Source organism: Desulfococcus sp., from assembly GCF_041737845.1.
Taxonomy (GTDB): Bacteria; Desulfobacterota; Desulfobacteria; order Desulfobacterales; family Desulfococcaceae; genus Desulfococcus.
In genome coordinates this window covers 91,426-107,706 of the sequence record NZ_JBGSQX010000018.1, presented here as the reverse complement: position 1 = coordinate 107,706, position 16,281 = coordinate 91,426, and the positions used below count along the sequence as shown (strand labels likewise).

At 58.0% G+C, this 16,281-nt stretch carries 10 protein-coding genes; 9 read left to right on the top strand and 1 reads right to left on the bottom strand.

Annotated features, from left to right (window positions below; genetic code table 11):
• A complete protein-coding gene (locus ACEW8N_RS02240) occupies positions 1-789 on the top strand; it encodes an inositol monophosphatase family protein (protein WP_373498162.1) in 789 nt (262 codons plus the stop codon).
• A gap of 336 nt (positions 790-1,125) precedes the next feature.
• On the opposite strand, the gene dnaA is transcribed toward ACEW8N_RS02240, so the two are convergent.
• Positions 1,126-2,478: a chromosomal replication initiator protein DnaA gene (gene dnaA, locus ACEW8N_RS02235; RefSeq protein WP_373498161.1), complete on the bottom strand. Its 1,353-nt coding sequence runs from the start codon at positions 2,476-2,478 to the stop codon at positions 1,126-1,128.
• Between the two features lie 559 nt (positions 2,479-3,037).
• On the opposite strand from dnaA, the gene uvrA reads away from it, so the two are divergent.
• From uvrA to ACEW8N_RS02195, 8 genes are all read left to right on the top strand, one after another.
• On the top strand, positions 3,038-5,899 hold the full coding sequence (uvrA, locus tag ACEW8N_RS02230; RefSeq protein WP_373498160.1) for an excinuclease ABC subunit UvrA: 2,862 nt from the start codon (positions 3,038-3,040) through the stop codon (positions 5,897-5,899).
• Between the two features lie 84 nt (positions 5,900-5,983).
• Positions 5,984-7,273: a phenylacetate--CoA ligase family protein gene (locus tag ACEW8N_RS02225; protein WP_373498159.1), complete on the top strand. Its 1,290-nt coding sequence runs from the start codon at positions 5,984-5,986 to the stop codon at positions 7,271-7,273.
• 27 nt (positions 7,274-7,300) lie between these two features.
• Positions 7,301-8,590 carry an aminopeptidase P N-terminal domain-containing protein gene (locus ACEW8N_RS02220; RefSeq protein WP_373498158.1) on the top strand — a complete coding sequence of 430 codons (1,290 nt, stop codon included), beginning with the start codon at positions 7,301-7,303 and terminating at the stop codon, positions 8,588-8,590.
• Positions 8,591-8,706: 116 nt separating this feature from the next.
• On the top strand, positions 8,707-8,991 hold the full coding sequence (locus tag ACEW8N_RS02215) for a PxxKW family cysteine-rich protein (protein WP_373498157.1): 285 nt from the start codon (positions 8,707-8,709) through the stop codon (positions 8,989-8,991).
• A 286-nt stretch (positions 8,992-9,277) separates the two neighbouring features.
• Positions 9,278-10,606, top strand: a complete 1,329-nt coding sequence (locus ACEW8N_RS02210) for an aminotransferase class I/II-fold pyridoxal phosphate-dependent enzyme (RefSeq protein ID WP_373498156.1) — start codon at positions 9,278-9,280, stop codon at positions 10,604-10,606.
• Positions 10,607-10,640: 34 nt separating this feature from the next.
• A complete protein-coding gene (locus ACEW8N_RS02205; RefSeq protein WP_373498155.1) occupies positions 10,641-11,303 on the top strand; it encodes a lactate utilization protein in 663 nt (220 codons plus the stop codon).
• Between the two features lie 555 nt (positions 11,304-11,858).
• Positions 11,859-13,763 (top strand): propionyl-CoA synthetase, encoded by a 1,905-nt coding sequence (locus ACEW8N_RS02200; protein ID WP_373498154.1) that lies wholly within the window; start codon positions 11,859-11,861, stop codon positions 13,761-13,763.
• A 427-nt stretch (positions 13,764-14,190) separates the two neighbouring features.
• A complete protein-coding gene (locus ACEW8N_RS02195) occupies positions 14,191-16,098 on the top strand; it encodes a propionyl-CoA synthetase (RefSeq protein ID WP_373498153.1) in 1,908 nt (635 codons plus the stop codon).
• Positions 16,099-16,281: the final 183 nt, after the last annotated feature.

Below are 16,281 nucleotides of genomic sequence, written 5' to 3'. Positions count from 1 at the left end.
ATGGATCTTGAATACGTCAGAAACGTCGGTATCGCCGCGGCTTATGAAGGCGGCGGCATCCTTCGATCCTGTCTGGGCAACCTGTCCTCCATCGGCAAAAAGGGCGCCATTGATCTTGTCACGGAAGCGGATCTGGGCTCCGAAAAGCAAATCATCCAAACCATACGGTCCCGCTTCCCGGACCATGCCGTTCTCGCTGAGGAAAGCGGCGAGAATCCTGGCGAACCAGACTGTCAGTGGATTATCGATCCCCTTGACGGCACAACCAACTACGCGCACCAAATCCCGATTTTCGCGGTCTCCATTGCGTTTTCTTATCGGGAAGAGGTGGTCGTGGGGGTGGTCCTGAACCCTGTCTCCGGCGAACTGTTTACCGCCGTCAAGGGAAAGGGCGCCGAGCTGAACGGCCGGGCCATCCATGTTTCTGAAAGCCGGGACGTGTCGGAGAGCCTTTTGGTTACTGGATTTCCGTATGACTTCAAAGAGATAATCGACTCCGTCATGGGGCGTTTCAAATCCTGCCTGAGGGCGTCCCGGGGCGTCAGGCGCCTGGGGGCAGCGGCTCTTGACCTCTGCTTCGTGGCGTGCGGGCGGTTTGACGGATTTTGGGAAGAGAACTTGAAACCATGGGATACCGCTGCGGGAATGGTGATTGCGGCGGAAGCCGGTGGGCGGGTCACCGATTTCAAAGGAAAGGCATTCGATGTTCAAGACCGGGAAATTCTGGCCACAAACGGCAGCATTCACCGCGAAATGATGTCACTATTGGCGTTAAAGGAAAAGAAATGAAGCAGTCTGGCAAAAAGATTTCGTTAAACGATCATCTGGGATGTTTCGGTGAATTCAATCTGGGGGATCCGATCTGCAAAAAGATGTGTTCCCTGAACATTCGCTGTGCCATCGAACGCGAACAGAATGATCAGCTGGAGCTGTTGGAGGACCTGATATCCTCCGATACGATGATCATCAAGGTACAATAATTCGATTTGTTGAGAGATGTAAAAGCCGGCCTGCGGCCGGCTTCGTTTTTTCCCGATCTTCCCTGCCGCGATCTTCCCGGTTTTATGATTTCAACCCCCGAACAGAGGCCAGCGCCGCCACTGGGATTCAATCACTTGAATTCATTCAGTGGGATTCAATGCGTTCGCAGAGGAATTCCAACTGCTTTTTCAGGGAGCCGTCGGAGCGGATCCCCTTTTCGACCGCTGCGATGGAATGGACGGCGGTGCCGTGGTATCGGTTGAAGCTTTTCCCGATGGCCTGAAGGGGCTGGTCGGTGTATTTCCTCGCGAGGTAGATGGCCACCTGCCTGGGCCGGACGATGGCTCGTTTCCGCGAAGGGGAAATGATCTCCTCAAGGGAAATGTTGTACTGCTTGCAGACGAGTTCCTTGATAAGCTCAACGGTGATGGCCTGTTTTTGCTGGGTGATGTTCCGAACGACGCTCTCGGCGAGCCTCAGGTCGATGGATTCCCCCAGCAGGGATGCCTTGGCGGAGACGCCAATGAGGCCGCTTTCGAGCTGACGGACATTCTCGGAAAGTTCGCCGGCAAGATACTCGATGACCGTCGGGGGCAGCATGCAGCCGTGCTCCTTCATCTTTCTTTTGAGTATCTTGACCCGTGTCTGGAAGTCGGGGATCTCGATGTGAGAGATCAGGCTTCGGGCCAGGCGGGATTTGAGCTGCTCGCTCATGTTCGGGATTTCCGCCGGGAGGTGGCAACTGGTGAAAATGATCTTTTTGTTCGCGTCGATGAGATAATCGAGCGCCTGGGCGAGTTCCATCTGGGTCCGCTCTTTTCCGGTCAGAAAATGGACGTCCTCCAGCAGCAGAACGTCGCACTGGTTCCGGTACTTCAGCTTGAACTGCTCGATGGCGTCGGTCCGGAAGGCCCGGACCATCTCGTTGGTGAAATCCTCCGCCGTGATGTAATACACGTTTTCCGTTGGGAAATTGGAGAGGATATGGTGTCCGATGGCCTGGGAAAGATGGCTTTTCCCCAGCCCGGTCTGGGACATGAGAAACAGGGAGTTATGGTTCAAGCCCTGCCGCGATGCCAGAGACAGGGCGGCCGAATACGCAAAGTTGTTGTTGTTGCCCACCACGAAACGGTCAAACGTGAAGTTTTTTCGGAGGAGTCGGCCGCTGGAGGGCGGCTGAGGCATGGCGGGCAGCTCCAGCTGAGGCTCCACCCGCAGTTCGGCGGGATCGAAATTCCGCTGACGGGCGCTGTTCTGCCTGGAAGCGATTTCAATGGCGATTCTGGAGTCGCCGCCCGCATGACGCCGGAGCATCCCTTCGATCATGGCGCCGTAATGGTCCACGACCCGCTTTTTTGCAAAAAAGTTGGGGCAGGAGAGGACGATGGCGTTTCCATCCGCCTTGACGAACTCGACAGGCTCGATCCACATCCGAAAGCAGTGGGCGGGGATCTCCTTTTTGACCATAGCCTTGATGTTTTTCCAGATATTTTCCATTGGGCAATATGCTTCCTTTATTGCTCGCGCAATAGAAATAAGGCGCTCAATTTGTCGTCGTATTCGGCGTTTTGGGTTGCTTTGGCCAGTTATGGCCCAATTGACGGGATATGGTCCGGCATCTCCTTACACATGGGATGGTCTAATAGGGGATTCTTGCCTCATCGTCAAATCGGATGAAACAGGGTGGAAGAAAATTTGGCGCAGCAGGCATCCATTATTTTAACATTTCGAATAAATTGATTATTAATATTTTATTTCTTCCAACTCTCCATAAATACAATCCATTTCAGCTACCTGGTTTATCCCCAAGTATTTTAAGGGGAAAGGCAGTGCACCCCGGAAATCGCAGCAGCCCCACGCCCCTCGCAATCTTGATATTTCTTGAATTATCTTCTTTTTTCGGAAAAATACCCTGCAATTTGTCAAACTGATCACAACTCGTGGAAATGAAATAAATTATTTGAAAAAGAAAAACAGGCCGGATAAGATGCGGTCTGGAATGCTTCCGGCGGGCTTCCGCCGCGACCTCGAATCACGGTTTTGATATCGGACAGGCATGGCATCGGGCAATATCATTGTACAGGGCGCAAGGCAGCACAACCTGAAAAACATCGATGTGGAGATCCCCCGGTCCAGGCTGGTGGTGGTGACCGGCCTGTCCGGATCGGGAAAATCCACGCTGGCCTTCGACACCCTTTACGCCGAGGGGCAGCGGCGGTACGTGGAATCCCTGTCCACCTATGCCCGGCAGTTTCTGGAGCGCATGGACAAGCCGGATGTGGACCTGATCGAAGGCCTCTCTCCCGCCATCGCCATCCAACAAAAAACGGCAAGCCACAATCCTCGGTCCACTGTGGGGACCGTCACCGAGATCCACGATTATCTCAGGCTGCTCTTCGCGAGGATCGGCAGGCGCCACTGCCATCAATGCGGCAGGCCTGTCACCCCCCAATCCATCGATCAGATCGTGGCTCAGGTGACGGCGCTTCCCGAAGGAACCAAGATCATCATCCTCGCACCGCTGGCGTCCCTCCAGAAGGGGGGCCACGAGAAGCTGCTCAAAAGCCTCCGGAAGCAGGGGTTTTCCAGGGTCCGCATCGACGGCGAGGCCATGGACATCGAGAACGCGGGCACTCTCGACAAGAAACGGAGACACGCCATCGAGGTGATCGTCGACCGTCTGGTCGTGAAGCCGGGCGTTCAGCATCGGCTGGCCGATTCGCTGGAGCTGGCCATGGCCCAGGCCGACGGCCTGGCCGCCATCGACGTCATCGGCGGGGAAAGCATCCTGTTCAGTGAGCATGCCGCCTGCACCCAATGCGGGGTCAGCTTTCCCGAGATTTCACCCGCCAGTTTTTCTTTCAATTCCCCCCAGGGCGCCTGCCCCAAATGCAACGGGATGGGTGCGGCCAGCGAGTTCGACCCCGAGCTGATCGTTCCCAACCCGGAGCTGAATTTGAGGGAGGGGGCGGTGAAATTATGGGAGAACCGGAACTCCGTCCAGTTCATGGAATTCCTGGAAGCCCTGACGGGCCGATACGGGGTGGACATCTACACCCCTTACCAGGACCTTCCGGACAGCTTCAAGGAGGTCCTGATGCACGGGTCCGGAGAAGACGAGATCTCCTTTTTCTTTGAACGGAAGAACCGGCGCGTCGTTTATCGCAAGCGTTTCGAGGGGATCATTCCAAAGCTGACCCGCCGTTATGCCGAAACCGACTCCCAGCTCTCGAGGGACGAGATCCTGCAATACATGAATGTCCGGCCCTGTGAGGCCTGCGGCGGCTGCAAACTGAACCCGGTGTCGCTCTCCGTCCGGGTCGGCGGCCGGAACATCGCCTACGTCAGCCGCCTGAACATCACGCAGGTACGGGAATTCTTTTCCGCCGCGGCGCCGGAGTTCACGGAAAAGGAGACGGTCATCGCCCGAAAGATCCTGAAGGAGATCGCAGACCGCCTGGGGTTCCTGGAGAATGTCGGGCTGGGGTATCTGACCCTCGATCGTTCGGCCGGCACCCTCTCCGGCGGAGAATCCCAGCGCATCCGGCTGGCGACCCAGATCGGGGCGAAGCTCACGGGGGTCCTCTATGTGCTGGACGAGCCGAGCGTCGGGCTCCACAAGCGGGACAATCAGCGGCTCTTGTCCACCCTGTGTCAGATGCGGGATCTGGGGAACACGGTGTTGGTGGTGGAGCACGACGAAGAGACGATTCTGGCCGCCGATCACGTGGTGGATATGGGGCCGGGGGCCGGGGCCCGGGGGGGCGAAGTGGTCTTCTCCGGCCCCCCCGGGCGCCTGCTCCAGTCGGAAACCTCCCTCACGGGCCAGTATCTTTCAGGGAAAAAACGCATCGAGGTGCCCGGCACCCGGCGTGCCGGCAACGGTCGACGGATCGTCCTGAAAGGGGCCCGGGCCAACAACCTCAAGGGCATCGATGTGTCCTTCCCCCTTGGGAGCCTCATCTGTGTCACGGGCGTTTCGGGATCCGGAAAATCGACCCTCGTCCTGGAAACCCTCTACCGGGTGCTTGTCCGGAAGCTTTACCGAAACCGGACGCGCGCGGGGGCCTGCGATGATGTCGCGGGGGTCGAATTCGTGGACAAGGTGATTCATATCGACCAATCGCCCATCGGCAGGACCCCCCGTTCGAACCCGGGGACCTACACCGGCGTATTCGCCCCGATCCGGGAGATTTTTGCCGAAACCCCGGAGGCCCGGATGCGGGGGTACAAGGCGGGGCGCTTCAGTTTCAACGTCAAGGGGGGTCGGTGCGAGTCGTGCCAGGGCGACGGGATCGTCCGGATCGAGATGCATTTTCTTCCGGATGTCTATGTGACGTGCGACGTCTGCCGGGGAAAACGGTATAACCGGGAGACCCTCGAGGTCCGCTACAAGGGGAAAAACATCGCCGAGGTCCTCCACATGACCGTTGATCAGGCCCTGGAGTTTTTCCGGAACATCCCGGGCATCCACGGTAAACTGCAGACGCTTTCGGAGGTGGGGCTCGGGTACATCCAGATCGGGCAGCAGGGGACCACCCTTTCGGGAGGGGAGGCCCAGCGGGTGAAGCTGGCAAAGGAGCTGAGCCGGCGGGCCACGGGGAAAACCGTCTATTTTCTCGATGAGCCGACCACGGGCCTTCACATGGACGATATCCGAAAGCTCCTCGATGTACTGAACCGTCTGGTGGACATGGGGAACACCGTGATCGTCATCGAGCATCATCTGGACGTCATCAAAACCGCGGACCACGTCATCGATCTGGGGCCCGAAGGGGGCGACGGCGGCGGATGGGTCGTTGCCAGCGGCACCCCCGAAGCGGTCGCTGCCGGAACCGCATCCCATACCGGGCGGTTTTTGAGGCGGGTTCTATCGGTTAACGCCCTTGACGGATTCAACCCGCGGGAAGGTTCTTGACGTTTTTACACGCCGATGCCATAACCCCGCAAACCGCGCTACCCGTGCCGTGAAACCGGAGGATATATGTTGAAACGAAACTTTATGCCGGAATTTCCAACCGAAGCAGCACTGTATGCCCACCAGTTGAAGGGCCTGAAGTGGACGGTGGCCCACGCCTATGAGGGGTCTCCCGTTTACCGGGCCAAGCTGTCCGCCGCCGGGGTGTCTCCCGGGGATATCCGGTGCCTTGAGGACATCCGGAGGCTGCCCTTTACCGACGCGGAGGACCTCAAGGACGGGTACCCCTTTCCCCTGCGCTCGGTCCCCTTCGAGAGGATCGTCCGGATTCATTCGAGCAGCGGCACCACCGGCCGGCGCAAGAATCTCTGTTACACGCAAAAGGATGTGGATGACTGGGCTCATTTTTTTGCCCGGGCCTACCAGATGGCCGGGGTGACTTCCGAGGACCGGGTCCAGATTGCCGTCGGTTACGGTGTCTGGACCGCGGGGGTGGGGTTTCAGATGGCCTGCGAACGGCTGGGAGCCATGGCCCTGCCCGTCGGACCCGGCAATGTGGACCTCCAGTGCCAGTTCCTGGTGGACATGCAGAGCACCGTGCTCTGCTGCACGGCCTCCATGGGGCTCCTGATGGCCGAGGAGGTGAAGCGCCGGGGGCTCGTCCGGAAGATCAACATCAAAAAAGTGATCTACGGATCGGAGCGTTCGTCCGTTTCCATGCGCAAGAAGGTATCCGAGCTTTTCGGTGGGGCCGAGCTCTTCGACATCACCGGGCTGACGGAGCTGTACGGTCCGGGAACGGGCATCGAATGCCCGGACCACGACTGCATCCACTTCTGGGGAGACTATTATATCCTCGAAATCATCGACCCCGACACCCTGACACCGGTGGCCGAAGGGGAATGGGGCGAGATGGTGGTCACGACGCTCTGCAAGGAGGCCGTCCCCCTGATCCGCTACCGGACCCACGACATCACCCGGATCATTCCCGGCCGGTGCACCTGCGGATCTATTTTGCCCCGCCATTCCCGGATTTCGGGCCGAACCGACGATATGTTCATTTTCCGGGCGGTGAACATCTATCCCTCCACCATCGATGCCATCATTTCAGAGATTTCGGGGCTGGGCTCCGAGTATCAGATCCATCTGTCCCGGGATGAATCCGAGCGGGGCATCATGCGTCTGGTTGTCGAGCGCGCGGACGGGGTCGACGAACGAAGGTCGGAGGACCTGGCCGCCGAGGTGCGGACGCGCATCAAGAAAAAAGTCCTGGTCACGCCGACGGTGGAGGTCGTGGCCTATGGGCACCTCCCGCGCTCCGAGCGGAAAAGCCAGCGGGTATTCGACACCCGGATACAGGATCCGATCGTTTAGCAACCGGCCGATACAGGACAAGGACCCATGCGATACGCTCCCATTGACCGCGAACTCTTCATTCGGAACCGGGCCGCGTTTTCAGGCTCGCTGAAACCCCGTTCCGTGGCTGTTTTCAATGCCGGCGACGTCGCGCCCAAGAGCGCCGACGGTGTAAGGCGCTTCATCCAGCAGACCGATATGATTTACCTGAGCGGCATTGACCAGGAGGAATCCATCCTGGTTCTATGCCCGGATGCCGCGGAGAAAAAGCACAGGGAGGTCCTCTTCATCCGCGAGACCAGCGAGAAGATCGCCACCTGGGAAGGCCCGAAGTATACCCAGGAGGAGGCCCGCCGCATCTCCGGCATCCGGACGATCTACTGGACTTCCCAGTTCGAAGGGGTGTTCCGGGGACTTGCCCTGGAATCGGATTGCATCTACCTGAACACCAACGAGCACCCGCGGGCCGACGTGACGGTGGAGACCCGGGACGGGCGCTTTCTCAAGTGGTGCAAGGCCGCGTATCCGCTCCACCGCTACGAACGGTCCGCGCCCATCCTGCACCGGCTGCGGGCGGTGAAATCCCCCATCGAGACGGAGCTGATTCAGCGGGCCTGCGATATCACGGAGAAGGCCTTTCGCCGAGTTCTGGGGGCCATCCGGCCGGGGGTGTGGGAGTTCGAGGTCGAGGCCGAAATCTGCCATGAGTTCCTGAAAAACCGAGCGCGCTGGCCGGCCTACGAGCCCATCATCGCCTCGGGGCCGAATGCCTGCATCCTGCACTACGTCAAGAACGACCGGCAGATGGCCGACGGCGACCTGGTGCTGATGGACTTCGGGGCCGAATATGCCCATTATGCCGCGGATCTTACGCGCACGGTTCCGGTGAACGGGCGCTTCAGCCCTCGCCAGCGGGCGGTCTATGACGCCGTGCTCCGGGTCCAGCGGGCGGCAATCCAGATGCTTCGACCGGGCAACAGCCTCAAAACTTATCATAAGGCCGTCGGCGCCATCATGGAAAGGGAGCTCATTCACCTGGGCCTCCTCGACCCCGAGGAGGTGAAGCGGCAGGATGAGCATGCCCCGCTCTACCGAACCTACTTCATGCACGGCACCTCCCATCATCTCGGCCTGGACGTTCATGATTACGGCATAGCATCGCGGGCCTTCGAGCCGGGCATGGTTTTCACCTGCGAGCCGGGCATTTACATACGGGAGGAGGGCATCGGCGTCCGGATTGAAAATGATGTCCTCATAACAGACACGGGGCCTGTCGATTTGATGGCCAATATTCCCATTGAAGCTGAAGAGATCGAATTCTTGATGGCCCCATGACTTTTTTGGTTGACAAGATTCTTGAGCTGCTTTAATCTCGACAGTTACGAAAGAGAAGTTTGAGAAAAATCGATTCAAACTTTTTTTCAGTCCAAGTTTAAAGGAGAGATACGTAAATGATTTGTACCACTGTAAGAAAAGGGTATGACTGCCCTTTTATGACCGCCAAAGGATGTTCCTACAACGGAGGGAGCTGTCTGGAAACCGTTGAGGCCTGCAAGGGCTGCGCCCGCATGACCGAGATGGAGACCGGCTGGTATTGCAGCTCTTTTCCGGAGCCTTCGCTGAAATGGAAAAACGGCGTGTGTAACATGGCCACCCATGTGAAGCTGGGAGAAGTTTCGCCCCAGGCAAAGGTGAACCCTCTGAAGGCCTCCAAGCGCGCCCGACGCGGAAAATAAAGATCGCCTTCATATCGCCCCCATGCCCCTCCCGGATCCATCGGGCGGGGCTTTTTTTTTATCCCCTGCCGCCGGTTTTTTTCTGCTTGATATTTTTCTCTTAAAACATTACACAACATAGCTGTTTACCGCATATCCCTTGACCCGATACCCCCCCTCGGACGTGCATGCCCGTTGACGCATGAGGGCGTCACACCTGCCGTGCGCCCGGGGCGAGGCGTTCGGGGAGGGGATGATGAACATGATGCCGACAACAAGGCGCTTCGATTAGAGAGGAATAGGGCAGATGAGCGTGAATCCCATCGCACAGGAGTTGAATGCAATCATCAAAAACGGCAATCCCCACCTGATGGAGATGCTGTCCAAGACAGGGCGGCGGCTTTTTTTTCCCAAGGGGATTCTGACCCAGAGCGCCGAGGCCAGGGAAAAGGCCGATCCCAAATTCAACGCGACCATCGGCATTGCCACCGAGCATCTGGATACCATGTATCTGCCTTCGGTCATGGGATACATCAACCGCGAGGAAATCAAGGCCCGGGAATGTCTGACCTATGCGCCTTCCTATGGCCTTCCCGAACTGAGGCACCTGTGGCGGGAATTCATCTGCGAAAAAAATCCGTCCCTCGCCGGAAAAACCATCAGCCTTCCCATCGTGACCAACGGTATCACCCATGGGATCAGCATCTTCGCCGATATGTTTCTGGATCCGGATGATGTTGTGATATTTCCTGATAAGATGTGGGGGAACAACCATCTCGTCATGGCGGTGAGGCGGGATGCCGTCATCAGCAACTACCCCATGTTCAACGATCGCGGCGGTTTCAACCTCGATGCGTTTGAAAAGCGCGTCCGCATGGAGGCCGACAACAATTACAAGGTCGTCGTGTTCCTCAACTTCCCCAACAACCCGACGGGGTATACCATCAACGAGGCCGAGGCGGATCGGATCGTCGATATCCTCACCGATATCGCAGAAGGCGGCACCAACATCATCGCCGTCACCGACGATGCCTATTTCGGGCTTCGATATGAAGATGAGCCCATCAGCGAATCCCTCTTTGCACGGCTGTGCGACCGTCACTCCCGCCTCCTGGCGGTAAAGCTCGACGGCGCCACCAAAGAGATGTTCGTCTGGGGGCTCCGGGTCGGGTTCATCACCTATGGCACGAAGGTGATGCACGGCGAGGCGGTCTCGCTCTACGAGGCACTGGAAAAGAAAACCGCCGGAGGCGTCCGCGGGTCCATCTCCAGCGCCAGCCACATCGGCCAGCGGCTGGTGCTGAAAGCCCTGGGTTCGCCCGAGTTCCGCCGGGAGCGAGACGCCAAGGTCATGATCCTCAAGCGGCGCGCCAACCTTGTCAAGCGCCTGCTGGCCGGAACGAAATACAATGACGCTTGGGATGTCTATCCCTTCAATTCCGGGTATTTCATGTGCCTCCGCCTCAAAACCGTCGAGGCTGAAGCCCTCCGCCTCCACCTTCTCAATCAATACCGGGTGGGGACCATCGCCACCGGAAAACATGACCTCAGGATCGCGTTTTCTTCGGTGGATGAGGAGAACCTCGAGGCGTTGTTCGACGCCATCTACCGGGGGGCAAAAGACCTGGCAAGGTAAGGCGATTTCAATTTCTGAGGGACAGCAGGCTGCCGTGGACTTGGGGGGCGTGAAGACGGATATCCGTTACGATAAGTGGCTGGGCGAGAAGCTCGGGGAAAGATGCGTCAAAAATCTCAAAAAAAACGGATTTGACGCCCATTTTGCCCCCGCGGCCGACGATGCGCGGGCGCTGGTGATGGACCTGCTGACCTCCTGTCAGAGCTTCGGCTTCGGGGGGTCATCCACGACGCGGGCGCTGGGGCTTCCCGAAACCCTGAAACGCTTGGGGAGGGTGGTCTACGATCACTGGGCGCCGCCGGAGAACATGACCGATCTGGATGTCCGCCTGAAACAGGGGCGCTGCGACTGTTTCCTCTGCAGCGCCAACGCGGTTTCCGCCACCGGGGAAATCGTCAATGTCGACGGGGTGGGAAACCGGAACAACGCCATGACCTTCGGATGCCCCAAGGTTGTGATCATCGCCGGCATGAACAAGGTGACGTCTTCTCTGGATTCAGCGCTGGCGAGGATCCGAGAGGTGGCAGCCCCCATGCGGGCCAGGAGCCTCGGCATGGAAACCCCCTGCGCGGAAACCGGGAGGTGCAGCGACTGCAACGCGCCTCAGAGGATTTGCCGGATCACGACCATTCTGCACCGGAAGCCCATTATGACCGATATCTCGGTCGTTCTCATCAATGAACCGCTGGGGTTCTGAAGCCAAGGCAGTCCATTCCGAAAAACCCGGACATCCGTCCATGCCCGAGCTGCGGTCAGCCGCCTGGCTTCCGCTTCGGGTCCCAGCCGCCTGAACGTCCTTGCCGCCCGTGTATTTTCAGAAAATCCCGGGTCATTTCCGCACCCAAACGCCCCAAGCTTGATCCTCCAAATAATTTTTTCCGCAAACAATGCCAGGGTCGCAAGCCCGGATCGAGTTTTTTTCTGCAGGCAGGGTGGGTTCGCTGCCCGTCGGGTCTGGCTGTGTTCCCCCGGGCCGGGGCATCCGAATCGTCATCTCAAAACCGACCCAAAGGAGATACATGCCGGGCCAGGATGCTCATTTAATATACTATATGTCATTCATTTATTTTATCTTGACATATAGAATGATTTTTGATTATAGTCTATGAGAGATTAAATCCTATCGTGCGGGATATGCCAACAGTCTCTTGGGTGCCGGCGCTCGGTGGAGGTGTCGCGGAGGTCTGCGGAACAGGTTTCTCCATTCGGAGAGGCCCATGAAGTAACCGTTCAAGATGAGGAGTGAGGGAACATGACCAATTTATACGATGAGGCCTACCAACAATCATTGACGGACCCGGAGGGTTTTTGGGGGAAAGCCGCTGAGGACTGCCATTGGTACAAGAAGTGGGACAAGGTGCTGGATGATTCCAACAAGCCTTTTTACCGATGGTTTGTCGGCGGCATGATCAACACTTGCTACAATGCGCTGGATTTTCATGTCGACAACGGGCGGGGGGATCAGCTTGCGATGATCTATGACAGCCCCGTGACGAATACCATCAAGAAATATACCTACACCCAGCTCCGGGACGAGGTGGCGAAATTCGCGGGGGTTCTGGCGGGGATGGGCGTCGTGAAAGGGGATCGGGTTTTGATTTACATGCCCATGATCCCGGAGGCGGCCATGGCCATGCTGGCCTGCGCGCGCATCGGCGCGATCCATTCCGTGGTCTTCGGGGGGTTCGCCGCCAAGGAACTGGCCACCCGGATCCAGGACGCAAAACCCAAGGTCATGGTGTCGGCCTCCTGCGGCATCGAGGTGCAGCGGGTGATCAAATACAAGCCTCTCCTGGACGATGCCATCAATTTCTCCTCCCACAAGCCGGAAAAATGCATCGTATACCAGCGTCCCATGGAGAAGGCGTCCATGATCGCCGGCCGGGATTTTGACTGGAATGAGGTGATGGCAACCGCCAAACCGGCGGACTGCGTTCCGGTTGCCGCAACCGATCCGCTGTACATCCTTTATACCTCGGGAACCACAGGCCAGCCCAAAGGCGTGGTCCGCGACAACGGCGGACATGTGGTCGCCCTCAAATGGACCATGAAAAACATCTATGACGTGGATGCCGGGGATGTCTACTGGGCCGCATCCGACGTCGGCTGGGTCGTCGGGCACTCCTATATCGTGTATGGCCCGCTCTTCAAGGGGTGCACCACCATCCTGTTCGAGGGCAAGCCTGTCGGGACCCCGGATGCCGGCGTATTCTGGCGGGTCATTTCAGAACACGGCGTCAAAAGCCTCTTCACGGCGCCGACGGCATTCCGGGCAATCAAGCGGGATGATCCCAAGGGCGAATTTATCAAAAAATATGATCTTTCCAACTTCAGGATTCTTTTTCTCGCGGGAGAGCGCTCCGATCCGGATACCATCAAATGGTCCGAGGAAAATCTGAAGGTGCCCGTCATCGACCATTGGTGGCAGACGGAAACCGGCTGGGCCATCTGCGCCAACTGCATGGGGCTGCATCGCTTCCCGGTGATATACGGGTCGCCGACCAAAGCGGCGCCGGGATGGAACGTTCAGGTATTGGACCCCGAATGCAAACAGGTCGGTCCCGGGGAAATCGGGGCACTGGTCGTCAAACTGCCTCTTCCCCCGGGCAGCCTCCCGACATTGTATCAGAATGACGAGCGATACAAGGAATCCTATCTGGATGAATTTCCGGGATACTATAAAACGGCCGACGCCGGCTATATCGATGAGAATGGATATGTCTACGTCATGTCCCGGACCGACGACATCATCAACGTCGCCGGACACCGCCTCTCCACCGGCGCCATGGAAGAGGTCTTATCCGACCACCCGGATGTCGCCGAGTGTGCGGTGCTTGGGGTGGGAGACAGTCTCAAGGGGCAGGTGCCGGTCGGGTTCCTGGTTCTGAAAGCGGGGGTGTCGAAGGCGAATGAAGAGATCGTCAAGGAAGTCGTCAATATGGTCCGGGACCGCATCGGGCCGGTGGCCGCCTTCAAAACCGCGACGGTGGTCAAGCGCCTGCCCAAGACCCGTTCCGGAAAGATTCTGAGGGGAACCATTCAAAAGATCGCTGACAATCAGGCATACAATGTCCCCGCGACTATCGACGACCCGACGATTCTGAACGAAATGGAAGAGGCCCTGAAATCCATCGGGCTTGCCGGGGCCAGAAAGTAGGCGGTGTCGCCGTCGCCATGACATAGACGCATGACCCGATAGAAACCATCCTGCCCCGGAAAGCGGGGATACAACCCAAAAGATGCCGACGAGATGATGCTTGCCGGCATCTTTTTTGTTCTTCGTGTACGTCCGCGATTAAGGCTAAATGCCATTCAAAAAAATAGTTTGACAAAGTTAACATTTTTTAGTTAGATAGTGACCGCAAATTATGATTGAGCGTTCGTTCAATAAATGGCTTGTGAAAGGGGGAGGAGGATCAACGCCGAACCCGTGCATCTTTTTTTGTTAAATATTTATCGATCGCTCAGTTTTATCTTGCCGGGCCGCGGTCTGCTGTGGTGCGCAGCGGGCGGCAACCCCATCATTGGCGGCGTAGCGCCGAAAAAATAGCGGTTCACGTAAATTCAGCAAAGGGAGATGAAGCATGACCAACCTGTACGATGAGGCGTTTCAGCAGTCCATCAAAGATCCTGAAGGGTTCTGGGGCAAGGCGGCGGAGGAGATCCACTGGTATAAAAAATACGACAAGGTGCTGGACGATTCCAATAAGCCCATGTACCGCTGGTTTTCGGGCGGAGAGCTGAATACCTGCTACAATGCCCTGGATGTCCACATCGAAAGGGGAAGGGGGGGCAGGGTCGCGCTGATCTATGACAGCCCGGTGACCAACACGATCAAGAAGTATACCTACAGTGAACTGCGGGATGAGGTTGCGAAATTCGCCGGCGTCCTCACGACCCAGGGCGTGGTCAAGGGAGACCGGGTGATTATTTATATGCCCATGATCCCGGAGGCTGCCATCGCCATGCTGGCCTGCGCGCGCATCGGCGCCATTCATTCCGTCGTCTTCGGCGGCTTTGCGGCAAAGGAGCTGGCCACCCGCATCAACGACGCGGCACCCAAAGTCATCGTGTCGGCTTCCTGCGGCATCGAGGTGCAGCGGGTCATCAAATACAAGCCCCTCCTGGACGAAGCGATTGAATTTTCATCCGTAAAACCCGAAAAGTGCATCATCTTCCAGCGTCCCCAGGAAACCGCCCCCCTCACGCCCGGACGCGACATAGACTGGGTCCAGGCCATGGCCGATGCCAAGCCTGCCGCATGTGTGCCCGTTGCCGCCACGGATCCGCTGTATATCCTCTACACGTCCGGCACCACGGGTCAGCCCAAGGGCGTCGTCCGCGACAACGGCGGACACGCGGTCGCGCTGAAATGGACCATGAAGGCGATCTACGACATCGATGAAGACGACGTATGGTGGGCGGCCTCTGATGTCGGCTGGGTCGTGGGCCATTCCTACATTGTCTATGCGCCGCTGTTCAAGGGATGCACCACCGTCTTTTTCGAGGGCAAGCCGGTGGGGACTCCGGACGCCGGCGTTTTCTGGCGGGTCATCTCCCAGCACAAGGTCAAGTGCATGTTTACCGCGCCGACCGCATACCGGGCGATCAAACGCGAAGATCCCCGGGGGCTGCTGATCAAAAACTACGACCTGTCGTGCTTCAAGATCCTTTTTCTTGCCGGCGAGCGATCGGATCCGGATACCATCCAATGGTCCGAAAGAAACCTGAAGGTCCCGGTCATCGACCACTGGTGGCAGACCGAAACCGGCTGGGCCATTGCCGCCAACTGCATGGGGCTGCACCATTTCCCGGTGAAGTACGGCTCCCCCACCAAGGGCGTGCCGGGTTGGGATGTGCAGGCCCTGGACGAGGCATGCAACAAGAAGGCTCCGGGCGAAATCGGCGCGCTCTCGGTCAAATTGCCGCTGCCGCCGGGAACCCTGCCGACCCTCTGGCAGAACGACAAGCGGTTCGTGGAATCCTACCTCGCGGAATACCCCGGCTATTACAAGACCGCAGATGCGGGGTATGTGGATGAGGATGGCTACGTCTACGTCATGTCGCGCACGGACGACATCATCAACGTCGCGGGCCACCGCCTGTCCACCGGCGCCATGGAGGAGGTCCTGGCAGATCATCCCGATGTGGCCGAATGCGCGGTATTGGGCGTGGCGGACAACCTGAAGGGCCAGATTCCCATCGGCTTCCTGGTCCTCAATGCCGGCGTTACCCGGAGCCAGGAAGAAATTATTCAAGAGGTGGTCAAGATGGTCCGGGATCGCATCGGGCCGGTGGCCGCCTTTAAAAAGGCGACGGTGGTCAAGCGCCTTCCCAAAACGCGTTCCGGCAAGATCCTGAGGGGGACGATCCAGAAGATCGCCGATAATCAGGAATACAAGGTTCCGGCGACCATTGATGATCCGACCACCCTGAATGAGATGGCGGAGGCCCTGTCCGCCATCGGTCTGGCAAAGGCCCGGAAGGACTGATCCTGCTGCGCGGGAGGGGATCTCATTTTGCGGGAACGCAGGTCTCTTTCATGAAGCCAGGCCGGCATATCTGTGCGATGTGCCGGCCTTTTTTCGTTATAACCCTTTCTTGACAAACACTTACCTGTTATCTATAACCCTCCGAAGCATCTTGCCGTCGCCTGTTGTTGATGGGCGCCGTTG